General features: G+C 72.4%; 22 protein-coding genes. 11 read left to right on the forward strand and 11 right to left on the reverse strand.

Translation table 11 applies throughout. The features are described from left to right. Nucleotides 1–43 precede the first annotated feature (43 nt). From ABZ801_RS03860 to ABZ801_RS03875, 4 genes are all read left to right on the forward strand, one after another. On the forward strand, nt 44–295 hold the full coding sequence (locus tag ABZ801_RS03860; protein ID WP_360692365.1) for a hypothetical protein: 252 nt from the start codon (nt 44–46) through the stop codon (nt 293–295). Beyond that, nucleotides 292–717 carry a hypothetical protein gene (locus ABZ801_RS03865; protein ID WP_360692368.1) on the forward strand — a complete coding sequence of 142 codons (426 nt, stop codon included), beginning with the start codon at nt 292–294 and terminating at the stop codon, nt 715–717. Before ABZ801_RS03860 ends, ABZ801_RS03865 begins: the two co-directional genes overlap by 4 nt. Then, entirely contained in the window at nt 696–1,325 is a 630-nt protein-coding gene (locus ABZ801_RS03870; RefSeq protein ID WP_360692370.1) for a hypothetical protein, read from the forward strand. Before ABZ801_RS03865 ends, ABZ801_RS03870 begins: the two co-directional genes overlap by 22 nt. Before the next feature lie 169 nt (nt 1,326–1,494). Next, nucleotides 1,495–2,664 carry a methyltransferase domain-containing protein gene (locus tag ABZ801_RS03875; protein ID WP_360692705.1) on the forward strand — a complete coding sequence of 390 codons (1,170 nt, stop codon included), beginning with the start codon at nt 1,495–1,497 and terminating at the stop codon, nt 2,662–2,664. On the opposite strand, the gene ABZ801_RS03880 is transcribed toward ABZ801_RS03875, so the two are convergent. From ABZ801_RS03880 to ABZ801_RS03890, 3 genes are all read right to left on the reverse strand, one after another. Next, the gene (locus ABZ801_RS03880) at nt 2,658–3,755 is read right to left on the reverse strand and encodes a winged helix DNA-binding domain-containing protein (protein ID WP_360692373.1); all 1,098 of its coding nucleotides are present in this window, start codon (nt 3,753–3,755) and stop codon (nt 2,658–2,660) included. The genes ABZ801_RS03875 and ABZ801_RS03880 overlap by 7 nt on opposite strands. Nucleotides 3,756–3,961: 206 nt before the next feature. Continuing rightward, nucleotides 3,962–4,963 (reverse strand): TIGR04222 domain-containing membrane protein, encoded by a 1,002-nt coding sequence (locus tag ABZ801_RS03885; protein ID WP_360692376.1) that lies wholly within the window; start codon nt 4,961–4,963, stop codon nt 3,962–3,964. A gap of 90 nt (nt 4,964–5,053) precedes the next feature. Then, entirely contained in the window at nt 5,054–5,902 is an 849-nt protein-coding gene (locus ABZ801_RS03890) for a helix-turn-helix transcriptional regulator (protein WP_360692379.1), read from the reverse strand. 167 nt (nt 5,903–6,069) lie between these two features. Between ABZ801_RS03890 and ABZ801_RS03895 the strand changes: the two genes are divergently transcribed. After that, on the forward strand, nt 6,070–7,083 hold the full coding sequence (locus tag ABZ801_RS03895; RefSeq protein ID WP_360692708.1) for an aldo/keto reductase: 1,014 nt from the start codon (nt 6,070–6,072) through the stop codon (nt 7,081–7,083). Nucleotides 7,084–7,154: 71 nt separating this feature from the next. Then, complete coding sequence (locus tag ABZ801_RS03900) at nt 7,155–7,763, forward strand: hypothetical protein (RefSeq protein ID WP_360692382.1); 609 nt, start codon at nt 7,155–7,157, stop codon at nt 7,761–7,763. Between the two features lie 17 nt (nt 7,764–7,780). Here the strand turns inward: ABZ801_RS03900 and ABZ801_RS03905 are convergent, their stop codons facing one another. After that, nucleotides 7,781–9,427 (reverse strand): ubiquinol-cytochrome c reductase cytochrome b subunit, encoded by a 1,647-nt coding sequence (locus ABZ801_RS03905; protein ID WP_360692385.1) that lies wholly within the window; start codon nt 9,425–9,427, stop codon nt 7,781–7,783. Nucleotides 9,428–9,766: 339 nt separating this feature from the next. Here ABZ801_RS03905 and ABZ801_RS03910 point away from each other — a divergent pair, with 339 nt between their 5' ends. Next, nucleotides 9,767–11,041: a helix-turn-helix domain-containing protein gene (locus ABZ801_RS03910; protein WP_360692388.1), complete on the forward strand. Its 1,275-nt coding sequence runs from the start codon at nt 9,767–9,769 to the stop codon at nt 11,039–11,041. A gap of 82 nt (nt 11,042–11,123) precedes the next feature. On the opposite strand, the gene ABZ801_RS03915 is transcribed toward ABZ801_RS03910, so the two are convergent. From ABZ801_RS03915 to ABZ801_RS03925, 3 genes are all read right to left on the reverse strand, one after another. Beyond that, nucleotides 11,124–12,194 carry a HAMP domain-containing sensor histidine kinase gene (locus ABZ801_RS03915; RefSeq protein ID WP_360692391.1) on the reverse strand — a complete coding sequence of 357 codons (1,071 nt, stop codon included), beginning with the start codon at nt 12,192–12,194 and terminating at the stop codon, nt 11,124–11,126. Next, nucleotides 12,191–12,886 (reverse strand): response regulator transcription factor, encoded by a 696-nt coding sequence (locus ABZ801_RS03920; RefSeq protein ID WP_344958949.1) that lies wholly within the window; start codon nt 12,884–12,886, stop codon nt 12,191–12,193. Before ABZ801_RS03920 ends, ABZ801_RS03915 begins: the two co-directional genes overlap by 4 nt. A 70-nt stretch (nt 12,887–12,956) precedes the next feature. Next, complete coding sequence (locus ABZ801_RS03925; protein WP_360692395.1) at nt 12,957–14,438, reverse strand: glutamate--cysteine ligase; 1,482 nt, start codon at nt 14,436–14,438, stop codon at nt 12,957–12,959. A 334-nt stretch (nt 14,439–14,772) separates the two neighbouring features. On the opposite strand from ABZ801_RS03925, the gene ABZ801_RS03930 reads away from it, so the two are divergent. Next, on the forward strand, nt 14,773–16,167 hold the full coding sequence (locus ABZ801_RS03930; RefSeq protein WP_360692398.1) for an ATP-binding protein: 1,395 nt from the start codon (nt 14,773–14,775) through the stop codon (nt 16,165–16,167). Between the two features lie 24 nt (nt 16,168–16,191). Here the strand turns inward: ABZ801_RS03930 and ABZ801_RS03935 are convergent, their stop codons facing one another. Both ABZ801_RS03935 and sigE read right to left on the reverse strand, forming a co-directional pair. Further along, nucleotides 16,192–16,743: a YceI family protein gene (locus tag ABZ801_RS03935; protein WP_344958955.1), complete on the reverse strand. Its 552-nt coding sequence runs from the start codon at nt 16,741–16,743 to the stop codon at nt 16,192–16,194. A gap of 255 nt (nt 16,744–16,998) precedes the next feature. Continuing rightward, nucleotides 16,999–17,544: an RNA polymerase sigma factor SigE gene (gene sigE, locus ABZ801_RS03940; RefSeq protein WP_344959101.1), complete on the reverse strand. Its 546-nt coding sequence runs from the start codon at nt 17,542–17,544 to the stop codon at nt 16,999–17,001. 309 nt (nt 17,545–17,853) lie between these two features. Here sigE and ABZ801_RS03945 point away from each other — a divergent pair, with 309 nt between their 5' ends. Then, complete coding sequence (locus tag ABZ801_RS03945; RefSeq protein ID WP_360692402.1) at nt 17,854–19,437, forward strand: acyl-CoA synthetase; 1,584 nt, start codon at nt 17,854–17,856, stop codon at nt 19,435–19,437. Between the two features lie 164 nt (nt 19,438–19,601). Then, the gene (locus ABZ801_RS03950; RefSeq protein ID WP_360692405.1) at nt 19,602–21,110 is read left to right on the forward strand and encodes a serine/threonine-protein kinase; all 1,509 of its coding nucleotides are present in this window, start codon (nt 19,602–19,604) and stop codon (nt 21,108–21,110) included. Between the two features lie 10 nt (nt 21,111–21,120). Here ABZ801_RS03950 and rho read toward each other — a convergent pair whose 3' ends face one another. Together rho and ABZ801_RS03960 are read right to left on the reverse strand one after the other, a co-directional pair. Further along, complete coding sequence (gene rho / locus ABZ801_RS03955; protein WP_360692408.1) at nt 21,121–22,347, reverse strand: transcription termination factor Rho; 1,227 nt, start codon at nt 22,345–22,347, stop codon at nt 21,121–21,123. A gap of 558 nt (nt 22,348–22,905) precedes the next feature. Beyond that, the gene (locus ABZ801_RS03960) at nt 22,906–23,898 is read right to left on the reverse strand and encodes a PEP-utilizing enzyme (RefSeq protein WP_360692411.1); all 993 of its coding nucleotides are present in this window, start codon (nt 23,896–23,898) and stop codon (nt 22,906–22,908) included. 186 nt (nt 23,899–24,084) lie between these two features. Here ABZ801_RS03960 and ABZ801_RS03965 point away from each other — a divergent pair, with 186 nt between their 5' ends. Further along, complete coding sequence (locus tag ABZ801_RS03965; RefSeq protein WP_360692414.1) at nt 24,085–24,846, forward strand: enoyl-CoA hydratase-related protein; 762 nt, start codon at nt 24,085–24,087, stop codon at nt 24,844–24,846. Nucleotides 24,847–24,981: the final 135 nt, after the last annotated feature.

Consider the following 24,981-nt stretch of genomic DNA (forward strand, 5'->3'; position numbering starts at 1 on the left):
TTCGACAACGCTGCGTGAGGTCGTCGGTTCTACGTTCGGGGTCATGGACGTCATGGCTCACCTTGAGAACCTTCGCGCGGAGTTGGTCCGGCGCGAGTGGAAGGCGGAGATCCGCCGTAGTCCTGACCGCGACGTGCTGCGTGTGAGGAACCCGGCTCACTCAAGGCTCACCGACGACATCGTTTGCGACGGTGAGGTGTTTCGGTGGCCTTGGGGGCAGGGCATCGGGCCGGTGGGTGAGGTGACGGGTGTCGCGGAGCGCGTCATGTACGTGCTGCGTGAGGTCGGCGAGTGAACGGCGTGGACACCGACGTGGCCTCGCTGCGACGGGACTTCCCCGGGTGGGTGATCACGCGTGGTGACGACGGATGGTCCGCCGCCAGGGCCGACGATGACCTGCGGCTTTCCGTGCTGGCGGTCACGGATGTGCGGGCCGGGACCGCCGAGGCGCTGCGGGCGGCTCTGGAGGTCATCGCCGGTACCGACGCCGAGATCCTGCTGCGGCGCCTCGCGCGGGCGTTGGGCAAGCGCGGGCGCCGGGCTCGGTGGTGCGGCGGATCCCTCGCGGTCCGTGGGCCCGGCGGGGACGAGAAGGTCGTCACCTGTAGCGGCGGCCGGTTCCGGTGGGACGGCGGCTGGCCGGTCGGCTCGGTCACCGATGTGGAGGAGACGGCCGCTCTCATCGATCGGGCGATGTGGAAGGCGCGCTCGCGGTGAATCGCGACGCGGTGTCGGGCAGGCTGCCCGCCCCGGTGTGCCGTGCGCTGGCGGAGGACATCCAGAGGCGGTTCGCGGGCACCGGTGTGCTCACCTGGTACGGGAATGCCACCGGGAGATATTGGGCCTATTTGCCGCCGCCGCTGTATCGGCTGCTGGAGGCCGACGATCCGGAAGAACTCGCCGCCTGGATCGCTCATATCCAGAGAATGGCCGGACTGTCAAAGGGTTCTCCGCCGGTGCGACGGGGAGGTGCGGGAATGAGACGGCGGATCGGCTCGGGTGAATGCGGTGGAATCCATGTTGATCCCATGCGCGTGCGTGCCCTGAAACTGCATTGGAGCCGGGTGTGGGCGCCGGAGCGGGCGCGGGTGGTGGAGTCCACCTGCTCGCTCTGCGGCCCGGTGTCGTACGAGCTCGTCACGGTCGGTGGCGCGTACGCGATCAGGCGCGTCGAGGTCAGGTCCGGCGAGGTCAGGGTGTGGACGACGCCGCGCGGTGTGCGGCGCAGGACCGTCCTGAAATGGTGGCGGGCACTGGTGGACGGCGCCTCGGGCTTCGGCGCGGAAAAACACGAGGGGCGGCGTTCGGCCGCCGGTGGCAGGTAAAAGCCGCCAGGTACCGGTGGCGAGGACGAGCGGCAGCGAGGAGGATGACGGCGGCGATGGGAAAGCACGAGGACAAGGACCAGAAGGAGATCGAGGGCGACGGTCAGCAGAAGGGCCGTCCGATTCCACCGAAGGACACCGGTAAAGGCGGCGGGAAACGAGGTAAATGATGGACGTGGCCGCACGAATCGACGCGTTGGTGGACCAGCTCGTCGCCCGGGGCGACCTGGCCGACGACTCATGGCGTGCCGTGCTTCGCGCGGTTCCTCGCCACCTGTTCGCTCCACCGGTGGCGTGGGCCGCGCCCTACGGCGGTCCGCGGCGCAAGATCGACTCTCGTAGGGACCCCGCTCGCTGGTGGCAGGCGGTGTACGAGCCCGGCACGGCCGTCCTCACCCAGTTCGGCGACGGCGCGAGCGAGGACGAGCCGCGCGACCCCACCTCGTCGCTGTCGGCGCCGGACGTCGTGCTGCCCTTCCTGGAACTGCTGCACCCGCTCGGCGGCCAACGGACTCTGGACGTCGGGACGGGCACGGGATGGACCGCCGCCCTGTTGAGCGAACGCGTCGGCGAACGCCACGTGGTGTCGGTGGAGATCGACGAGCACGTCGCCCGGCAGGCGGCGGCGAACCTGGAGGCTCTCGGTGTCCGCCCGACGCTGATGACCGGAGATGCCGTCACCTGCGTCCCCGAGGGCGAAGCGTTCGATCTGGTGCATGTGACGTGCGGCGTTACAACTCTGCCCTATTCGTGGGTGCGGCGGACCCGCCCGGGCGGCGCCATCGTGTTCCCGTGGATGCCGGACTTCTCCTACGGGTATCGGGTCCGGCTGGACGTGCTTCCCGACGGGGTGGCGACCGGGCGTCTCGCCGGGGCGGCCGGGTACATGATGCTGCGATCGCAACGGGGCCACCGCACCACTCCCGTAGGCGAGTGGGTCGACGCCGTGGAGGACTTCGCGGTCTCGACCACGCGGCTGGACCCGCGGTTGCTCTGGCACACTCCCGGCGGCGGGCTGGAGGCCGCCATGACCGGCCTCGTCCCGGGCGTGCGCGCCGACTTGATCCACGACCCCGAACCCACAGGCGAGGCCACCCTGTGGCTGCTGGAGGCCGGCGGCCCCGGCGGTTCCTGGGCCTCGGTGGACTACGTCCCCGGCAAGGACGAGTTCGCCGTGGAGCAGGCCGGTGACCGGCGTCTCTGGGACGAAGCCGAGGCCGCCTGCTTCCAATGGATCCGCTGGGGCCGCCCCGCCCTCGAACGCTTCGGCCTCACGGTGACTCCGGACGGGCAGCGGGTGTGGCTCGACGAGCCCGGCAACCCCATCGGCGCTCACTGAGACACGGCGATCTTCACGCGGTCGCTGTCGTCGTCGGAGAGGAAGGCCGCCAGTTCGCTTCCGTGCTCGGCGACGGCGGTGCGCTCGGCTCGGGTGAGGTGGCGCAGCGGCGTGACGGTCACGGTCTCGCCCTTGACGGTCCAGGTGGCGGCGACCCGGCCGTCGACCAGGACGACGCGGGCTCCGGTGACCGACAGGCCGCGGTGGGCGTCGTCGATGATCCGGCCGCGGTCGTGGTAGCCGAGGATCGCGTTGTCGAACGCCGGCAGGAACCGCACCGGGGCGGGTGTGCCGGGGTCGGGGCGCGGCGCGTCGGGCAGGTCCAGCAGTTCCCGGCCGCGCTCGTCGCGGAAGGCGACCAGCTCGTGCCGTATCGCGGCCACCGCGCCCGGTAGTCCGGCCAGGCCGCACCAGGCGCGTAGGTCGGCCGTGGCGGCGGGGCCGTACGCGGCCAGGTAGCGCCGTACCAGCGCCTGGCCGACGGGGTCGGCGCCGTCCGGGGCCGGCGGGTCGATCTCCCGCCCCAGCCAGGAGGAGAGCAGCACGTTGCGCACTCCCGCCTTCGTGCGCCACAGCCCGCGCGGCGGCATCTGCGCCGTCGGGAGGAGGGCCGCGATCAGCATTTCGCCCAGTGCCCGCGGTGGCGGCGTGGGCCAGCGGTCGGCGAGCGTCCGCGTGAGCTCGGCCATCGTGCGGGGCTCGCCGTCGGCCATCACCGCCCGTCCCGCCGCCGCGAGTTCGTCGAGATCGATCCCGTCGAGTTCGCGGCGGTAGGTCGCGAGCACCCGCTGGCGCAGCATGGGGTCGTGCCGGGCCCGCCAGGCCAGCACGTCGTCGGCGGTGACCAGGTGGACGGTCCGGCGCATGAGGTGGGTCCGCACCACGCGCCGCCCGGTCAGCAGGTCCGAGAGCGCCGCCGGGTCGAACGCGCGCAGCCGCGACCAGAGCCCGACGAACGGTTCCTGCGGTTCCTGCGCCTGGAGGCCGCACAGGTGCGCGACGGCGTCCAGCACCGGCATGTCGGCGCGGTCGAGCAGCAGTTGCCGGGCGAGCGTCGCGCGGTTGAGCGCCCTGGTGTCCAGGACGGTCATCACCACGCGTTGTCTTCGCTGACGCCCAGCGGTCGAGGGGCGGACATGGCGGCTCCTTGGTTTCTCGGTTCACCTCGGCCGGGCGGCCGTGCGGATCCCGCGCGGATCGGCTGCCTCCGGCCCATCGGTGACCACCGTCGCAGGAGAAGCGGTCAGGAAGTGACCGCCTCTCGGCGCGAGATGAGCTTTTCGGTCTGGCCGGGGCGTCAGCCGCCTCCGCAGCCGCCGCCGCAGGAGGAGCCTCCGCCGCCGCCGCAGGAGGAGCCTCCGCCGCCGTCCCCGCCGGAGCCGCCGCTGCAGCCGCTGGACGAGCAGACCGACGCGGTGGACGAGCAGGACGAGCCCGAGTAGCCGATGCCGCCCGACGACGACGCCGAGCCCGCCATCTGCAGGAGCCGTCCCAGGCCCGCGGCCTGCGAGAACGTCGGATCGATGCTCATCAGGGCCGCCGTGCCGAACAGGGCCACGCCCATGGCGGACGCGGGGATTCCGTACGTGGGCCAGGCGGGGAACACGCGCGGGTCCAGGTGGCCGTGTCGCTGCCGGGTGTCCTTCAGGGCGGCCTTGACGGCGCGGGTCTTCTCGGCGTGGCCGGACGTCATGGCGTACAGGAACAGCAGCACCACGACCATCGGGATGATCAGGATCCCGGTGAACGGGACGTCCGGGCCGTCGAAGAGCTTGCTGTCGGCCAGGTACCAGGCCAGGCGGACGACGCTGACGACGACCACCAGCCACAGCGGCCAGGCGGCGCGCCTGGCCAGACGGCGGCGGCGCTCGTCCAGCACCATGCCCTGGGCGGCCAGGCCGTCGCGAAGGGATTTGATCGCCTCCTGGACGGTCTCGTTCGCGGTCACCGCCGCCACCGTCCGGGCCTGGCGGCTGCGGACGGCCTCGTGAACGACCTCGTCCAGCGGCGTGTCCGCGGCCCGCCGCTCGCCGGAGACGTGCAGGTCGCCGCCGGGCTGGTCGGCGCGGATGGCGCCGTCCAGGCGCAGGGACAGCAGGACCGCCGCGATGGTGTGGCGCCCGCCGCCGGTGAGGTAGGCGACCTCGTACGGGTGCAGTTCCCGCGTCGGCGGATGGCCGCGCCGCAGCCGGAAGCTCACGACGGCCGCGATCACCACGGACAGCACGCCCAGGATCGCGGCGCCCTTCAGGAAGGCGACGTCGGAGATACCCCACAGGTCCCCTTGCGGCAGCGGCATGGCACCCTCCCGTCAGGCGTACGCATCTGGGTAGACGCGTCGGTGCCGCGGCGGGTTCAGGCCGCTCCAGGCCACGCCGCCGGTCGGGCCCTAGCCCCGTACCGCGCGCAGGGCGCCGGGGCGGCGGTGGTCGAGATGGTCCAGGGCGGCGGAGGTGGCGTCGTCGGCGGGGAGGTGGACGACCAGGCGCTGACCCTCGGAGTCGAGCGTCTCGTAGGCCAGCCGCAGTTCCCCCGCCTCGGGATGGACGAGGCGTTCGACACCGGTGCGGCGCGGTGCGGCCGGCGGCGCCTGCAACCGCCGGGTGAACGGCGCGCCGGCCAGGACGGTCAGTTCGTCGACGAGGTGGGCGAGGTGCGGGTCGTTCGGAGAGGACTCGGCCCGCAGGGCGGCGACCCGCTCGTCGGCGACGCGGTCCCAGTCGGGGTAGGCGGCGCGGGCCCGTTCGTCGGTGAACACGAACCGGGCCTGGTTCGGCGGCCCGCCGTCCAGCAGGCCGATGGGTCCGGCGAGGCGTTCGTAGGAGGACGTGTGGGCCAGGGTGTCGCCGAGCCGGTTGAGCAGCACCGCCGGGGTGGAGTCCAGCCGGTCCAGCAGCGCCCGCATCGTGGGACGCACCTGCCGTTCGGGCGGGGCAGCCCCAGGGCACAGGACGTCGGCGCCCGAAGCCGTCTTGGCCAGGTTGCGGAGGTGGACGCGCTCGTCCGGGGACAACCGCAGCGCGTCGGCGAGCGCGGCCAGGATCTGCGGCGAGGGGTGCCGATCGCGCCCCTGTTCCAGCCGCGTCAGGTAGTCGACGCTCATCCCGGAGATGGTGGCCAGCTCGGCGCGCCGGAGTCCGGGTGTGCGGCGACGCGGCCCGGCGGGCAGCCCCACCTCGCCCGGGGTGACGGCCTCCCGGCGGCTGCGCAGGAACGCCCCCAGCTCGCTGTCGCTCACGAGCCGAGTGTACGGACCGCGCCGCCACCGGATCATGGCCCCGTCAGGGCCAGCCTCGTCCCGGCCTCCCCACCGCCGGCCCGGCCGCACAGAGTGGACGCATGACCTTCACCGTCAACGAGATCGACAGGGGCTCCGCCGAGCCGTCCGCGGGGGGACGCGGCGTGATGCGCGACCGGCTGTTCGGGCCGACCGGGCTGCGCGTCTCGGAGCTGTTCCTGGGCGCCATGACCTTCGCCGGGCCGGACGAGGCGGACGAGATGATCGGGCTGTACGCGGACGCGGGCGGCAACGTCATCGACACCGCCTCGGCGTACGGCGACAGCGAGGAGGTCCTCGGGCGCCTCCTCCGGCACCGCCGCGACCGGTTCGTGCTGGCCACCAAGTTCACGCTGACCCGTGACGCCCGGGACCCCAACGCGGGCGGGAGCCACCGCAAGAACCTCACCCTCTCCCTCGAAGCGAGCCTGCGGCGGCTGCGCACCGACTACATCGACGTGTTCTGGGTGCACACCCGGGACGAGCACACGCCGATCGAGGAGACCATGCGGGCGCTGGACGACGCCGTCCGCGCCGGGAAGGTGCTGTACGTCGGCGCGTCCAACCTTCCCGCGTGGCTCGTCTCGCGTGCGAACACCCTCGCCGAATGGCGCGACTGGACCCCGTTCGCGGGCATCCAGGTTCCCTACAGCCTGCTGAAACGCGACATCGAGCGGGAACTGCTGCCGATGGCCGAGGCGTACGGCATGAACGTCGCCACCTATGGCGCGCTGGCCGGCGGTGTGCTGTCGGGCAAGTACACCGGACCCGGCGGCGCCCCGTCCGGCAGCAGGTTCGATCCCGCGTCCCTCACCGCGCGGGACCATCGGGCCGCGCGCGCCGTCCGGCAGGTGGCCGAGGAGCTGGGCGTGACCGCGTCCCAGGTCGCGATCGCCTGGACCCGCACCCGCTCTCCCGCCGTGCATCCGATCATCGGCTCCCGCAACGTCGCGCAGCTCCGCGACAACCTGGGCGCCCTCGGCGTCGCCCTGCCGGCGGACGCCGTGGACCGCCTGGATTCGGCGGTGGAGTTCGACCCGGGCTACCCGACCGACTTCACCACCGGCCCCCGCCCGTGGCTCTTCGGGGACCGCGAACCCCTCCTGGACGGCCGGGCCCACCAGACGCCGCGGCGACGTTGAGGAGCGCTGTCCCCCCGGGGTGAGAGGATGCCGTCGCACACGATCTTCGACGACGGCAGAGGTCCTTCCCGATGGACGAGGAGCGCGGCAGAAGGCTGACCGCGATCAGGTCGAAGCTGGAGCTGCTGAAGCGGGTGGAGGCCGAGCACGGCTTCGGCGCCATCATCGAGGAGCCGGGGGAGGCGGAACCCGTCCCCGGGCTGCCCGCGGGGGTGACCGAGGTGTTCGGCCTCTTCCGCCGGCTGGGCGGAGACTACTTCCGCTTCGCGCAGCCCCCGGAGACGGCGAGCCGCCGGGCCTGGGCCGACCGCCATGTCGATCCGCACTGCCCCCTGGGCAACCCGCTGTCCATCGGCTGTGAACGCTACGGCGCTCCCGGGGACATCGAGTGCGGCAGCGGCATCTACCTGGACCTCCGGGACGGTGACGTCTACTTCTGCGACGGGGACGACTACGTCTTCGCCTACAAGCACGTGGACGTGGAGGTCGTCGAGACAACGGAGCTGGCACCCGACATCGTCACGTTCTTCGACGTCCACGTCCTCGGCGAGGGCTATCCGCGGCTCATCGAGTCCGTCCTCGGAAGGCACGCCGTCAACCGCCGGGACCGAAAGGGCCGGCACCGGGACAGCTGGATGCGGCTCCTGGAGAAGAGCGGCCTGGCGTCGGCGGACGCGTAAGGAAAGGTCGCGCGAGGCTACTCCTCCTTGTGTTCCTTGAGGGCCCTGCGCAGGCTGGGGGCGCCTTCCTCGGGTTCGCGGGTCGGGACGGCGGCGAGGTCGTGCATGAAGCGGCGGTTGAGGGCGATGCGGACCCGGTCCAGGCGGCCGCGGGCCTCGGGGGGCACGACGCCGTCGCCTTCCGGGCGGCCGATGGCGCGGGCGGCGGTCGGGCGCGGATCGGTGATGGCGGGGATGTCCTCGTCGCCGAGCTTCTGCTCGACCTCGGTGTACTCGCCGGTCGTCGAACGGCAGATGATGCCGGTCTCCAGGCCGTGCTCGGCGAGGGCGCGGTCGCGGCGCTGCAGGCCGAGGCAGATCCGGTAGGCGATCAGGAACCCCAGGATCGGGCCGAGGATGAAGGCGAACCGGAAGAACCAGGTCGTCCAGAACAGCGGGATGTTGAAGGTCTTGGCGATGATGTCGTTGGCGCCGGCCGCCCACAGCGAGCCGTAGGCCACCACCCCGGCCACGCCGATGCCGGTGCGCGCCGGGACGTCGCGGGGCCGGTCCAGCAGGTGGTGGATCTGGTGGTCGCCGGTGATCCAGCGTTCCAGCCACGGGTAGACCGCCAGGCCCACGAACAGCACCCCGGGCACGGCGAGCGCGGGGATCAGGACGCTCATCGGCAGCGTGTGGCCCCACGCGTTGATCTCCCACGACGGCATGAGCCGCAGCGAGCCCTCCAGGAAGCCCATGTACCAGTCGGGCTGCGAACCGGCGCTGATCGCGCCCGGATCGTACGGGCCGAACAACCAGATCGGGTTGATCTGGAAGAACGTGGCCATCAGCGCCGTGATCGCGAACACCCACAGGAAGAACGCGGTGGTCTTGGCGATGAACACCGGGTGGAACGGGCCGCCCTGCACGGTCGTGTTGGTGCTGCCCTTGCCCGGGAACTGGGTGTGGGTCTGCCGCCAGGTCAGGATGACGGCGTGCAGCGGGATGAGCGCCAGCAGGATGCCCGGGATGAGCAGGATGTGGGTGACGTACAGCCGGGGGATGATCTCCGTGCCGGGGAACTCGCCGCCGAACACGAACATCAGCAGGTAGGAGCCGACGATCGGGATCGACTCGATCACGCCCTCCAGGATGCGGAGGCCGGTGCCCGACAGCAGGTCGTCGGGCAGCGAGTAGCCGAACAGCCCGTTCAGCAGGACGAGCATGAACAGGATCACGCCGATGACCCAGTTCAGCTCGCGGGGCTTGCGGAACGAGCCGGTGAAGAAGTTGCGCAGCAGGTGGATGACGATCGCGCCGAGGAAGATGATCGTCGACCAGTGGTGGATCTGCCGCATGAGCAGCCCGCCGCGCACGTCGAAGCTGATGTTCAGGGTGGAGGCGTACGCCTCGCTCATCCGCACGCCGCGCAGCGGCGCGTAGGTGCCGTTGTAGATCACCTCGGTCATGCTGGGCTTGAAGAAGAAGGTCAGGTAGACCCCGGTGATCAGGACGATCAGGAACGAGTACAGCGCGATCTCGCCCAGCAGGAAGCTCCAGTGGTCGGGGAACGCCTTGCGCATCGCCTTGCGACCGAACCCGGCGGCGCCGAAGCGATCGTCGATGGCCCGGCCCGTGGCGGCCAGCGCCTTGTCGGTCCCCGTGGGCCTCGATGGCGTGGGCACAGCCGACCTCCCGCACCGGCGGCCCCGGCGGGCCACGGCCGCCTGTCGCGTACGACCGGAGACGCGTCCTCGTCCGGACGACACGCCCCCGTTCTGACCAACGTGGCAACTACCCCTGGAGGCGGACGGAACGCCTCCGTTGGGACAGCATGCGCCCGAACCCGGCGTCCATGTAACAAATCCATATTTCGCATGGCCGAAATTGGTCGAGTCCTGACCGGCGCTTGGCGGACGCGTGTCCAACGGGACATGATTTGCACCACACGGGTCGCGTAAGTGAGTAATTGCCCCTTGTGTCCGGAAGGTAACTGAGGGGCGCGGACGACGGGGAGGCACACAGTGGCCGACGACGGGTCCACCGCTGCTCACGGACGCCCCTGGGCCGACCTGCCTCGGGAGCTCGCCGTGCACATGCGGCCCCATCTGGACGAGGTCGCCGACGACATGATCGAGGAGATCCGGACCCGGGTGCGCGAGTACGACCGGCCCGGCGACGGGGCCTATTCGGGCACCCTGCGGCTGGCGGTCGAGCGGGTCCTGCACTACTTCGTGGACCGGGTGGCCGATCCGGGACACGAGGCCGGGCCGGTCACCGACTTCTTCCGCGCCATCGGCCGCGGCGAGGCCGGGGAGGGCCGCAGCCTGGACGCCATGCAGACCGCGATGCGGGTCGGCGGGGTGGTGGCCTGGCGGCGCCTGGCCGAGGGCGCGGCGCACCTGGGCGTGTCCTCGCGCACGCTGGGCGCGGTCGGCGAGGCCATGATGATGTTCCAGGACGAGCTGGCCGCGGCCGCCGCCGAGGGCTACGCGCAGGCCCGCGCGGCGGTGGCCGGGGAGATGCAGCGGCGCCGCAAGCGCCTGGTCGACCTGCTGTTCGCCGACCCGCCCGCCACCCTGGAGGCGATCGCCGACCTGGCCGCCGCCGCGCACTGGCCGGTGCCGCGCACCGTCGCCGCGGTGGCGCTCGGCCGGCACGGCAAGGACGCGCGGCAGCCGGCGTTCCCGCCCGACATCCTGGCCGACCTGGAGCGCCGCACGCCCAGCCTGATCATTCCCGACCCGGACGGGCCGGGCCGGGCCAAGCTGGTCGACCGGGCGCTCAGCGGCTCCCTGGCCGTGGTGGGCCCGACCGTGCCGGTGACCGAGGCGGCCCGCTCGTTCCAGTGGGCCCGCAAGACGCTCGGCCTGGTGGAACGCGGCGTGATCGAGGCCGACGGCGTGGTGCGCAGCGTCGAGCACATGTCCACGCTGATCCTGTTCCAGGACGAGGATCTGATCGTCTCGCTGGCCCGGCTGCGGCTGGCGCCGCTGGCGCACCTGCGCGCCGGCCAGCAGGACCGGCTGGCCGAGACGCTCCTGGCGTGGCTGCAGTCGGGCCGCAACGCCAACGAGGTCGCGATGCGGCTGCACGTCCACCCGCAGACGGTGCGCTACCGGCTGCGGCAGCTGGAGGAGCTGTTCGGCGACCAGCTCCTCGACCCGGACCTGCGGTTCGACCTGGAGATCGTGCTGCGGGCGCGGGCGCTGCTGGCGGACGGATCGGGCGGCCCGGTGCTCCCGGCGGCCCGGGAGGCCGTCGGCGACGCCGCCGAGGTCGTCACCTTCCGCCGCTAGCCGCCACCGCCGCGACCGCGTGGGGCCGCCGCGACCGCCGTGGCCGCGTGGGGCCGCCGCGGCCGCCGCCGCCCGCGTGGCGTCATCCTCCGCCGCTGAACACGCCCCCCGCGGCGGGGTCGGCGGGGATCGTCACGCGGATGCGGCAGCCGCGCGCGGTGTCGACGACGTGGATGCCGCCGCCGTGCAGCTCGACCGCCCAGCGGGCGATGGCCAGGCCCAGGCCGGTGCCGCCGTCCCGGGCGCCGACGCGCGGCCCGTAGGAGCCGGCGCCGCGCGAGAAGCGCTCGAAGACGCGGGCGCGCTCGCTGGGCGGGATGCCCGGCCCCTCGTCCGCCACCTCCAGCACCAGCCCGCCGTCGCCGCCCGGCCGCGCGGTGACCGTGACGGGACGTCCGGGCGGGCCGTGCCGGGCGGCGTTGTCCAGCAGGTTGGCCAGCACCTGGTGCAGCCGGTCCCGGTCGGCCAGCGCCCGCAGGGCGGACGGCACGTCGGTCTCGACGCGCACGCCCGGGTGGCCCGCCTCCGCCTCGGCCGCCACGTCGTCCACGAACGCGGCGACCTCGAACCTGGTGAGGTCAAGGGCGGCCGCTCCCGCGTCCACCCGGGACAGGTCGAGCAGCTGGGTGACCAGGCGGCCGAGCCGTTCGGTCTGCTCCAGCGCCGACTCCAGCACCTCCGGGGTGGCGGGGGTGACGCCGTCGGCGACGTTCTCCAGCACCGCGTGCAGGGCGCTGATCGGCGTGCGCAGCTCGTGCGAGACGTTGGCGACGAACTCGCGCCGCTGCCGGTCCACCTCGGCCAGGTCGGCGGCCATCGTGTTGAACGCGGTGGCCAGCTCGCCCACCTCGTCCCGGGACGTGGCCCGCACCCGGCGGCTGTAGTCGCCGCGCGCCATCGCCCGCGCCGCCGCCGTCATCTCGCGCAGCGGAGAGGTCATGCCGTGCGCGATGAGCTGGGTGACGCCGAGCGAGATCAGCATGCCGACCGGCAGGGTGTGCCGGGTGCGGAAGCCCAGCGCGTACCCCCACACCACGATCATGATCGCGGTGCACGCGGTCACCACCGCCACCACCCCGAACTTGATCTTGATGGAGCGCAGCGGGTCGAGGGGACGCGGCAGCCTGGCCCGCAGCCCGTCGAGCGCGCTCACGGCCGCCTCTCCGCGGGCGCCTCCAGCGCGTAGCCGACGCCGTGCACCGTGCGGATGAGCCCGGCGCCCAGCTTGCGGCGCAGCGCCTTGACGTGCCCGTCGACGACGCGGGTGCCGCCCGCGCCCGCCCAGTCCCACACCTGTTCCAGCAGGACGGCGCGGGTCAGCACCGTCCGCTCGTTGCGGGCCAGGCACACCAGCAGGTCGAACTCGGTGGGCGTCAGGTGCACCTCGCGGCCGTCCACCCGGACGCGCCGCGACCGCTGGTCCACCTCCAGCGGGCCGACGCGCAGGGTGCCGTGCCGCGCCGGGTCGTCCCCCGACCGGCCGACCCGGCGCAGCACGGCCCGGATGCGCGCCACCAGCACGCGCATGCTGAACGGCTTGGTGATGTAGTCGTCGGCGCCCACGCCCAGCCCGACGAGCAGGTCCGTCTCGTCGTCGCGGGCGGTCAGCATGAGCACCGGCACCGGCCGTTCCGCCTGCACGCGGCGGCACACCTCCAGGCCGTCGAACCCGGGCAGCATGACGTCCAGGACGATCAGGTCGGGCTCGCCGGCGCGGGCCCGCTCGACCGCCGACGGGCCGTCCACCGCGACGTCCACGGCGAACCCCTCGGCGGCCAGCCGGTCCGCGACGGCCCGCGCGATCGTGGGCTCGTCCTCGACGACGAGGATCCGCTGTCGGTTCACGCTCCGACTCTAGGAGCGGGCCCGGTGTGTGGTCGCGGATGAATTGTGCGGATTGTGTGTCGATCGCGGGTCACGCCGCGACGGGCCAGGTGTGGACGGGCTCGTTGGAACGCATCCCGTCCACATAGCCGCGGACCATCTCGCGCAGCGCCTCGGGCCGCGCGACGCCGTTCTTCTCCTCCAGCGCGCGGACGGTCTCGACCTGCCAGCGCGCGCCCGTGCGCCTGGTGAGGCAGCGCTGCTCGATGATGCCGAGCAGGCGGTCGCGGCGGGACGGGTCGACGCCCCACCGGTCCAGCCCCTCGTACGCCAGCGGCAGCAGCCTGCGCAGCACCAGGTCGCTCACCTGGACGTCGCCCAGGCCGGGCCAGTACAGGCGGGCGTCCATGCCGTTGCGGGCGGCCCGGTGCAGGTTCTCCTCGGCCGTGCCGAACGACATGCGCGTCCAGACGGGACGTTCGTCCTCGGCCAGCATCCGCACCAGGCCGTAGTAGAACGCGCCGTTGGCGATCACGTCCGCGACCGTGGGACCGGCGGGCAGCACCCGGTTCTCCACCCGCAGGTGCGGCCTGCCCTCGACCACCGCGTACACCGGACGGTTCCAGCGGTAGACCGTCCCGTTGTGCAGCATCAGCTCACCGAGCTGGGGGATGCCGCCGCGCTCCAGCACGTCCAGCGGGTCCTCCTCGTCGCACAGCGGCAGCAGCGCGGGGAAGTAGCGGGTGTTCTCCTCGAACAGGTCGAACACCGAGGTGATCCAGCGCTCGCCGAACCACACCCGCGGCCGCACGCCCTGCGCCTTCAACTCCTCCGGCCGGGTGTCGGTGGCCTGCTCGAACAGCGTGATGCGGGTCTCGTCCCACAGCCGGTGCCCGAACAGGAACGGGGAGTTGGCCGCCAGCGCCACCTGCGGGCCGGCGATCGCCTGCGCCGCGTTCCAGTAGGCGCCGAACTCGTCCGGGCTGACCTGCAGGTGGAACTGCACGCTGGTGCACGCCGCCTCCGGCAGGATGCAGTCGGCGTGCATGCGCAGCGGCTCGGGCCCGTCGATGTCGATGCGCATCTCCTCGCCCCGGGCGGCGAAGATCTGGTCGTTGAGCATCTTGTAGCGGTCGTTGGCCGACATCGACTCCTCGCCGATGTCCGAGCGGCGCAGGGTGGGCAGGATGCCGATCATCACCAGCCCGGCGCCGACCTCGCGGGCGCGTGCGTCGGCGTGCTCCAGATGGCCGAGCACCTCGTGTTCCAGCTCGCCGGTCCCCGCGCCGCCCAGCGTCCGCGGCGGAATGTTGATCTCCAGGTTGAACTGGCCCAGCTCGGTGGCCCAGGCGGGATCGGCGATCGCCTTGAGCACGTCGGCGTTGCGCATCTGCGGATCGCCGTAGCCGTCGATCAGGTTGAGCTCGATCTCCATTCCGATGTGCGGGCGTTCGAACTCGAACTGCGACTCGCCCAGCATGCGCGCCAGCACGTCCAGACAGCGCCGTACCTTCTCCCGGTACCGGCGCCGGTCCTCGCCGCTGATCCTGGCCGCTGCCACGTCCCTGCCCATGTGTGTCCGCCCTAGATGTCGCTCGGCGTGTCCATCATGCGGATGTCCGATATAACCGCTCGTGAAACCATCTGAACCGGAATCAGGCGTATCGGTTGGAAAGTGCTCGCTGTGGCGGACCGGTCGCGCCCGCCGGATCGGTTTTCCTCGTCCTGTGGGTATTTACCCTGGTCAGTGCCATGGCGTGAGGGTCGGGCCCGACGGGTCCGCCGGGACCCGCGGCGGTACGTTGGGTCGAGAGCCGGACGCGGATCCGGAGGTTCGTGACACTCTGTAGTGGGACGCGTCCGCAGGAGGACGGGCCGTCCGCGGTGCGGTGATCAAGGGGAGCTTCATGCGGCTGCGGCCCAGGTCCATTCGGGCACGCGACACGCTCGTCGCCGCCGTGCTCGCCGCCGTGGCGTTCGGCCTCGTCGCCGCCGGCATGGACCTGGTGCTGCGCGCCTCCACCAAGAACCGGCTGCTGCAGGAGACCCAGCTGGCCGGGCGCCGCATCAGCGCCATGGTCCGCGACGGGGCGCTGTCCGGCCAGATCCCGGACGAGACCGGCGGCCGGGTGCTGATCCAGGTGGTCGGGCCCGGCGGCCACATCCTGGACTCCACCCGGGCGGCCGCCCATTACCCCCGGCTGAGCCGCACCTGGCCGACCCCCGACCAGCGCGTCCAGGACATGGTGGAGTGCCCGGACGACCCCCGGCTGCCGCGCTGCATGGTCATCGAGGCGATCCGGGTCGACACCGCGCCCGAGTCGGTGGTGGTGTTCGCGGCCCGGCCGCTGCCCGGCTACCTGGTCAACGGGCTGCTGGAGGCGGCGCTCACCGCCGTCGTGCTGGCGCTGACCGCGGCGTCCGCCTGGATCACCTGGCGGATCGTCGGCCGCACCCTGCGCCCGGTCGAGCAGATCCGCACCCAGCTCGCCGAGATCAGCGCCACCGACCTGAGCCGCCGCGTGCCGCAGCCCACCGGCGAGGACGAGATCGCCGAGCTGGCCCGTACCGCCAACGAGACGCTCGACCGGCTGGAGCGCGCGGTCGGCCGGCAGCGCCAGTTCGCCTCCGACGCCTCGCACGAGCTGCGCACCCCCATCGCCGGCCTGCGGGCCAACCTGGAGGACGCGGCGATGCACCCCGACGACACCGACCTGCGGGCGGCGATCCGGTCGGCGCTGCGCGACATCGACCGGCTCCAGACGATCGTCACCGACCTGCTGCTGCTCGCCCGGATCGGCACCGGCGGCGCCGTCCAGGAGACCATCGACCTGGCCGACCTGACCACCGCCGAGCTGGCCCGGCGCTCCTCGCGGCTGCAGGTGACCACCGACCTGGCGCGGGACGTGCGGGTGCGCGGGGTGCGCCTGCAGCTGGAACGGCTGCTGGGCAACCTGCTGGACAACGCCGAGCGCTACGCCGCGTCCCGCGTGCACGTGGAGGTGGCCCGCCAGGGGACGACGGCGCTGCTGCGCGTCACCGACGACGGCTCGGGCATCCCCGACGTCGACCGCGAACGGATCTTCGAGCGGTTCACCCGGCTGGACAGCGCCCGCAGCCGCGGCGCCGGCGGCACCGGCCTCGGCCTGGCGATCGCCCGCGAGATCGCCCAGGCGCACGGCGGGTCGCTGCGCGTGGAGGACTGGCCCCGCGGCGCCCGCTTCGCCCTCCGCATGCCGCTGGAGCAGGGCCGGCCCCCCGGAATGAGTTCAGGGCCGCCCACGGATCGTGGACGGCCCTGAACTCGTCGCGGTGACGAGCGGGGTTCAGGCGCGGACGGCCTGCACCTCCAGCTGGATGTCGACCTTGTCGCCGAGCAGCGCGCCCTCGCCCTTGAGCGGCACGTTGAACTCGATGCCCCAGTCCTTGCGGTTGATCGTGGTGGTGGCGGAGAACCCGGCGCGGGTGCCGCCCCAGGGGTCCTCGCCGACGCCGTGGAACTCGACGGTCAGGGTGACGGGACGGGTGACGCCCCGGATGGTCAGGTCGCCGTCGAGCAGGTACTCGCCGCCCTCGGCCCGCACGCCCTTGGTGGCGAACGTCATCGTCGGGTGGTTCTCGACGTCCAGCACGTCGGAGGAGCGCACGTGCGCGTCGCGGTCGGCGTTGCGGGTGTCCAGCGAGGCCATCTTGATCTCGGCGGTCGCGGTGGACTCGGCCAGCTCCTCGGCGATCTGGACGGCGCCGGAGAACTCGGTGAAGCTGCCGCGCACCTTGGTCATCAGGTGCCGGATGCTGAAGGTGACCTCGGAGTGGGCGGGGTCGATGTTCCAGGTCCCGGCGGTCAGGCCCGGGGCGACGGTCGCGGTGCTGCTCATGACGGACTCCCAAGTGCTTGAAGATTCAACGATGTGCCCGACATTAGTTGAGCCTTCAAGCGCTGTCAAACGGCCACGCCGCAGGGCATGGCGTTGGAGGTCACCCTGCGCGGCGATCTCGACCGGGGGCTGGCGGGGCTCGCGCACATCCTGCCGCGCCACGGCTCGCCCGCGCCGAACACGGCGACACCCGTACGGCGCGATCTCCCTCTCGCCGGCCGAGCGCTGACACGCGTGCCGTGGCCGGAGGGTGGGTCAGGAGGAGGTGACGGCGGGGACGGTGGCGTCGGCGGGGCGGCGGTGCTCCAGGGCGGCGCGCAGCTGGGCGCGGCCCCGGTGGATGCGGCTGCGGACGGTGCCGAGCTTCACGCCCAGGGTGACGGCGATCTCCTCGTACGTCAGGCCCTCGATGTCGCAGAGCACCACGGCGGCGCGGTACTCGGGGGGCAGCGCGTCCAGCGCCTTCTGGATGTCGGCGTCCAGGTGCCGCTCGTCGTAGGACTGGGCGGGGCTCGGCTCGCGGCCCTGCAGGCGCTCGGCCGCGTCGTCGCCGAGGGAGTCGAAGCGGATGCGCTGCTTGCGGCGGGCGCGGTCGAGGAACAGGTTGGTGGTGATGCGGTGCAGCCAGCCCTCGAACGTGCCGGGGCTGTAGGAGGACAGCGACCGGAAGACCCGCAGGAACACGTCCTGGGTCAGGTCCTCGGCGTCGTGCCGGTTGCCGGTCAGCCGGTACGCCAGCCGGAACACCCGCGTGGAGTGCTCGTTGACGATCTCCTCCCACGTCGGAGGCGTCCACGCCATCGCGCCTGCGCTCACCACTACCCCCGTCTGATGCCAAATCGTTACGGTCAAGAATGCCGGTGCCCAGATAAGAGCCGCGTAAGGACGCCGGGGGTGGCCGGATGTGGCAGCGCCCGTACAGGCCTGGTGAACGGGGCGTTGACGAGGCATGATGCGGATCGCCGCGAACGCCGGTGTGACGGATCGTACATCCGGGTCCTGTGACCGATCTCATTGGACGAAATGTCAGTAACTGTTGAGCGTCCGGCCGCCACCAACGATGATCGAGACACAGGAGCTCGTTCATCCCCGAGTCCGCGAGGTAGTGCCATGGCGCGCAGCTACAACCTGGCCGATCTGCTCGAAATCCTGGCCCAGGCGGGGCCGGACCGCCCGGCCCTGGTGGCGGGACGGGCCCGCCGGACCTACGGTGAGCTGGACGAACGTGCGTCCCGCGTCGGCCTGCACCTGGCGGCGGCGGGGGTGCGGCCGGGCGAGCACGTGGCGATCCTGGCCTACAACCGGGCCGAGTGGCTCGAGAGCATGTTCGGCGCCTACAAGATCCGGGCCGTGCCGATCCCGGTGAACTACCGGTACGTCGCGGCCGAGCTGCGGCACGTGCTCGGCGACTCCCGGTCCGTCGCGCTGATCGGGGAGCGCTCGCTGCTGGCCCGCGTCGAGGAGATCCGCGCCGACCTGCCCGACCTGCGGCACGTGGTGGTGCTGGAGGACGGCTCCACCGGCGAGGTCTCCGGCGCCGTGGAGTACGAGAAGGCGCTGGCGGACGCGCCCGAAGGCACGTTCCCCGAACGGTCCGGCGACGACCGTTACATCATGTACACGGGCGGCACCACCGGGTACCCCAAGGGCGTCGAGTGGCGCTGCGAGGACATCTTCTTCGGCGCGCTCGGCGGCGGCAACGTCCTGGGCGACCCCGTCGGCAGCCCCGAGGAGCTCGCCGCCAACGCCGAGCAGCCGCCCATGGCCGTGCTGGACTGCGCGCCCGTCATGCACGGCGCCGGGCAGTGGGTGGCGCTCATGGGGCTGTTCAGCGGCGCCAAGGTCGTGCTCTACACCGACCACGCGTTCGACGCGGGACGGGCGCTGGAGCTGCTGGCCGAGGAGCAGGCCAACGTGCTGATGCTCGTCGGCGACGTCATGGCGCGTCCCGTCGCGCGCGAGCTGGCCACCGGCCGTCACGACACCTCGTCGCTGTTCGCGATCGCGTCCGGCGGCGCGCCCCTGACCGAGGCCGCCCGGCAGGAACTCACCGCGCACCTGCCGAACATCGTGTTCCTCGACAACTACGGCGCGTCCGAGACCGGCGCGTGCGGGCCGTCGGTCGGGTCCAAGGAGGGCACCGCCCGTTTCCAGATGAAGCCGGGGATCACCGTGCTCGGCGACGACATGAAGCCCGTGCGGCCCGGCGAGATCGGCAGGCTGGCGCGCAGCGGCCACATTCCGCTCGGCTACTACAACGACCCGAAGAAGACGGCGGAGACGTTCCACACCGACGCCGACGGCGTGCGCTGGTCGGTGCCGGGCGACTTCGCGGTGCTGGAGGAGGACGGCACCATCACGCTGCTCGGCCGCGGCTCGCTCGTCATCAACACCGGCGGCGAGAAGGTGTACCCGGAGGAGGTCGAGGTCGCGCTCAAGGACCACCCCGACGTGTACGACGCGGTGGTGGTGGGGGTGCCGGACGAGCGGTTCGGGCAGCGGGTGGCGGCGGTCGTCTCGCCGCGTCCGGGCACGTCGCCCACGCTGGAGGAACTGGTCGAGCACTGCCGGGGCCGCCTGGCCGGGTACAAGCTGCCGCGCAGCCTCACGCTGGTGGACGAGGTGCGGCGCACCGCCGTCGGCAAATCCGACTACAAGTGGGCGCGGAGCGTACTCGCCGACAAGGCTTCCTAGCCTTTCGAACGGCCGCCTTGTAAGTCACATTTGCGTGGATCGTCCATTGCGCGGGACGGCAATGATAACGGCAATGGAGGCGGTTCTCCGGGTAGGACACCGGTCAAAAAATCCTTCCGGCGCAGGGGGAATGCCTTGGTGCGGTTCGCGCGCATAACCACCCCATGGGGGGAGATCGGTGGATTCCGCTCGCGCAGCGGTATCACCTGCTCTCGGTGGTGGGCCGGGGCGGCATGGGCACGGTGTGGCGTGCGTACGACGAGATGCTCGACCGGGACGTGGCCGTCAAGGAGGTGCGGCTGCCCGAGGGACTGACGCTCGGCGAACGCCGGGTGATGTGCCGGCGGCTCATCGACGAGGCGCGCGCCACGGCGGCGCTGCGGCATCCCGGGGTGGTCGTGGTGCACGACGTCGTCATCGAGGACGGCCGTCCCTGGATCATCATGGAGTACCTGCGGGCCCGGTCGCTGCACCACGTCATCGCCGAGGACGGGCCGCTCGGCCCGCGCCGCGCCGCCGACATCGGCTACGCCGTGCTGTCGGTGCTGCGCGCCGCGCACGACGCCGGGATCCTGCACTGCGACGTCAAGCCCAGCAACGTGCTGCTGTGCGACGACGGCCGGGTCCTGCTCGCCGACTTCGGCCTGGCCGTGTACCTGCACGGGGGCCGGGACGCCGACACGCTGGTGTCGGGCATCCAGGGGTCGCCCGCGTACCTGTCGCCCGAGCGGGTGCGGGGGGACCGGGGCAGCGAGGCGTCGGACATGTGGTCGCTGGGCGCGACGCTGTACGCGGCGGTCGAGGGCGATTCGCCGTTCCTGCGCTGCCACGCGCTGGCGTCCATGGTGGCGGTCCTGCTGGGCGAGTACGAGCCGCCCAGGCGCGCCGGTCCGCTGGCGCCCGTCATCGAAGGACTGTTGCGTCAGAACCCGGAGGAACGTCTCTCCCCGGCGGAGACGGCATGGATGCTGCGATGCGCGCGCAGCCCGGACGGAAACGCGGTGACATTGCGCGTGGGAAGAAACCTGTGGGCCGCCCTGCGAGGGGCGTTGCCCGCACGAAGCGCCGCCGCCATCTTCGGCACCCGGCCACGTGTCGGGCTGGTGACGGCGTGCGCGGTCACGATGGTCACGATGGGGGCGATGACGGCCCGGTGGCACACCGTGGAGAAGACCGACGCCGCCGTGATGGCCGGACACGACACCGCCGCATTGCCCGCGGCGCCCGCGGCGCCTTTCCAGGGATCAGCGTCGGCCGCGACCCTGCCGCGCACCGTCCGCTACCACGAAAGCGACGGATACAGCCTCGCGGTGCCCAAGGACTGGACGCGCCAACGCAACGGGGCCGTCGTGCAGTGGATCGACCCGCTCGCCCAACGCGGCCTGAGCATCATGCCCGTTTCCGGGGAGCCGCTGAGCGGCCTGCGCGCCGCGGAACGTCTGGCCCTGGCGACGGACGAGTTCCCCGGCTACCGGAGGATTCGCCTGGAAGCGGCACCCGACGTCGTCAGGCGTGCCGCGGAATGGGAGTTCACCTGGGGGGAGACGGCTGCGATGCACGTGTTGCGCACCCGCACGGCCGGTTTCGAGTTCTCCTTCTTCGCCCCCGGCTCACGCTGGACGCCGAGCCAACGCCTCTACGGAGACATCCTCAGAACATTCCAGACGGAGTGAACGCCGGCACTCAGGCGGCGACGTCGCCCTGCCGCATGCGCAGAAGGAACTCGGCGTTGGACGAGGTGCCCTTCATCCTCTCCATGAGCACCTCGACGGCCTGCTGCCGGTCGAGCCCCTGCAGGGCCCGGCGCAGCCGCCAGGACAGCTCCAGCTCCTCGGGGGACATCAGCAGCTCCTCGCGCCGCGTACCGGACGCCTCCACGTCCACGGCGGGGAACACGCGCTTGTCGGCCAGGCCCCGGTCGAGCTTGAGCTCCATGTTGCCGGTGCCCTTGTACTCCTCGAAGAACACCTCGTCCATACGGGAACCGGTCTCGACCAGCGCCGTGGCGAGGATCGTCAGGGAGCCGCCGTTCTCGATGTTGCGTGCGGCCCCGAAGAACTTCTTGGGCGGGTACAGGGCGCTCGTCGCCACACCGCCCGCGAGAACCCGCCCGTTGGACGGCGCCAGCAGGTTGTAGGCGCGGCCCAGGCGCGTGATGGAGTCCAGCATCACCACCACGTCGAGACCCTGCTCGACGAGCCGCTTGGCCCGTTCGACGGCCAGCTCCGCCAGGTTCACGTGCTCCTCGACGGGGCTGTCGAACGTGGAGTGCAGCACCTCGCCGCGGATGGACCGCCGCATGTCGGTGACCTCTTCGGGCCGCTCGTCGATGAGCAGCACCATGAGGTGGCACTCGGGGTTGTTGACGGAGATGGCGTGGGCCAGCGCCTGCAGGATCATCGTCTTGCCGACCTTGGGCGGCGACACGATGAGGCCGCGCTGCCCCTTGCCGATCGGCGCGACCAGGTCGATGACGCGCGTGGCCATGGCGCCGGTGTCCAGGCGCAGCCGCTCGTTCGGGAACAGCGGCGTCAGCTCGGCGAACTTGGGCCGCCGCGCCGCCTCCTGGGGGGAGACGCCGTTGACGCTGTGCACCTCGACCAGGGACGGGTGCTTGTCGCGGCCCTCCTGCCGGGGCGGCCGCGCCGTCCCGGACACGATGTCGCCGGGACGCAGGTGGTGGGCCTTGACCTGCGCGAGCTGGACGTGCACGTCGTCGGGGCCGGGCGTGTAGCCGGTGGTCCGCACGAACGCGTGCTTGTCGCGCACGTCCAGGACGCCCTGGAACGAGACGCTCGGCTGGTCTTCTGTCTGCCTGGGGGCACGCGTCCGCCTCGCCGTGCGGGGCGTCGCCGGACGCCGCTCGGCGACGGACGTACGCTCGGTAGTGATCGTCGCGGTGGAGGGCATGAAGTTCCCTTCTGGGTGCGCGCCGGCACACAGGCCGCGTCACCCGGAGACGGCTCCCGTCATCTCGGTCCTACGCACCTACGGGAGCGGAAGGAGGAACCGGCCCGTCGGATCGGGCCGCTGAACACGAACACCGGACACTCAGAAGGCCCGGGCGGGGAAGATCGCTGGTGCCGCCGAATGAACCTCAGGCGGACAACGCAAGTCGTGTCACTCATTAAAGCACACGCCGCCCCGCCCGCATTCCCTTGAATGCAGCCCGCCGAGACACGACGGCGCCCATCTCTCCCCGTGCCCCTAGGAATCGACCAGAACGAAGATCACCTGCCCGCCCCCTCCAGCCCCACGCCCCCAACGGAGCACCCCTCCCAGCCACCCGCCCCCGACCGCAGCCAACCCACCACGCCCTCCCGCCAGCCCCGCATCGAACACAGCCCCACCACGCCAGCGCACCCCTCACCACCCAGCAGCGCAATGCCACCCTCCCGCACCCACAGACGCGCCACCCCCGAACTCGCATGCGCCCGCGCTCCCGCGCCCGGCGCGGCGTGTGCTCACTCAGCGCGGACGGCACCAGGACGGCGGAGTCGTCACCGCCCAGCGGGCCGATACCGCCCGGCGGGCTGCCCTGCCGCAGGAATGGACGCGTCGTCCCCCGAACTCGCGTATGCCCGCGCTCCCACGCTCGGCGCAGCGCGCTTGGGGAGCGCGACGCCGTGGGAAGGTGGGGCACTGCGCGAAGACGCATCCCCGCTCGCCGTCCCGGTCCAGGGCGCCGCGCAGCCCCATCACCGTGGGCACGTCCATGTCGCGGGCGAGGATCGCCAGGTGCGACAGGGGGCTGCCGGTTTCGGCCACGACCCCCGCCAAGGAGGGCAGGTACGCGGCCGGGGACGGCTTGAGCGCGTCCACCCTCAGCACCGATCCGGAGGGGGGAGTGCCCGGGCCGGCATGCGCCGGCCCGGGCCTCCGGCCGCCGCCCGCGGGACGCGCGTCGTCTCGCGAGGGGGCGGCCTCCGCCACGATCCGCTCCCCGGCCAGCCGGAACACGGCCGGCAGGGGAGCGGTGCCCGGCGGGGAGGGGCGACGCTCCAGGCCGGCGGGGAGTGGACCGCCCTGGAGCGCCGCCGTGAGCTCGTCGAACCGCAGCGCGCGCACGAGTCCGGGTCGTGCCATCGCGCCCGCGGCCGTCAGCCGCCGCCCGGCCGTCCACGCCAGCCGCGCGCCGAGCTTTTGCGCCCAGCGGGTTCGCAGCCGCGGCGGTTCACGCGGCGGCAGCTCGCCCGGGGCGCGGGTCGGTGGGGCCGACGCGGGCAGGCGGGGCGCCGGCACGAGCGCGGGCGGGGTGAGCGTCGGCACCGCCGGTTCGGCGGCCACGATGTGCGGGGCGTCCTGGCCTCGCGTCCGGCCCCGGTGCAGCGCGGCCGGGCACCGCGCGGCCGCCGTCGCGGCTTGGGGGAGGTTGGCCGCCTTGGCGCCGGTGCGGTCGGGAGCGGCGGCCAGGGGGGCGTCCAGCGGAATCGTCGAGAAGACGCGTGTGCTGTGAGGCACCACGAACTCCGTTCCTTGGGCCGCCCGTCCTTCCAGGATCCGCCTCGGCGCCGGTCCGGTCCTCCCTCGTAAGGGGTGTCTTACAACTCCCCCTCAGGTGGACGACGGGAGAACGGGCCTCGTCCCGGAGGCGGAGCCGAACCCCGGGATCCGTACGATTGCCCGGGGCGACACGGAAGGGGAGGGATGGGACTGCGCCATGCCGTCGACGCCGCCGCGGGCGTCGGCACGATCACCATCGACCGTCCGGACAAGCGCAACGCCATGACGCGCGCCATGTGGCTGGAGCTGCCCCGCCTGCTGGACGGGCTGGCCGCCGACCCGGCCGTCCGCGCCGTCGTGGTCACCGGCGCGGGCGGCGACTTCTGCGCGGGCGCCGACATCTCCGAGCTGACCGACGCCCGCCACCGCGGCCACCCGTCCACGGTGGCCGAAACGGCATTGGCCGCCTTTCCGAAGCCCACGATCGCCGCGATCGAAGGTTTCTGCGTCGGCGGCGGCTGCCAGCTCGCCGCCGCCTGCGACCTGCGCTTCGCCGCCTCGTCCGCCCGGTTCGGCATCACCCCGGCCCGGCTCGGCCTGGTCTACCCGGCCTCGGCCACCGCCCGCCTCGTCCGCCTGATCGGCCCGTCCGCCGCCAAGTACCTCCTGTACTCGGCGGACCTGGTCGACGCCGCCCATGCCCTGCGCATCGGCTTCCTCAACGAGGTCGTCGCAGGCGACGTGCACGCCCGCGTGGCCGAGTTCGCCGCCACCCTGACGTCCCGTTCCCTGCTGACCCAGCACGCCGCCAAGCAGGTCGTCGACGCCGCAGCCATCGGTGAGCCCGTCGACGACCTGACGCGAACCTGGCAGGCGGAAGCCGCCACCTCCGGCGAAGCCGACGAAGGCGTCACCGCCTTCCTCGAGAACCGCTCCCCTCAGTTCACCTGGACTCCGCCCTCCTGAAGCACAACACCCGACGCCGAATCGCGGCCGAGCCCCTGAAGCCGGCGGCACGGGCGCAGAGCAGCCGACGCACCCGTCCCCCCAGCCAACCCACGCCCACCTCGAATGCCCCTGCGCGGTGGGTGCTCGATTTCT

Origin of the sequence: Actinomadura sp. NPDC047616, assembly GCF_040642915.1 — a bacterium.
In the GTDB taxonomy this organism is placed as follows: domain Bacteria; phylum Actinomycetota; class Actinomycetes; order Streptosporangiales; family Streptosporangiaceae; genus Spirillospora; species Spirillospora miaoliensis.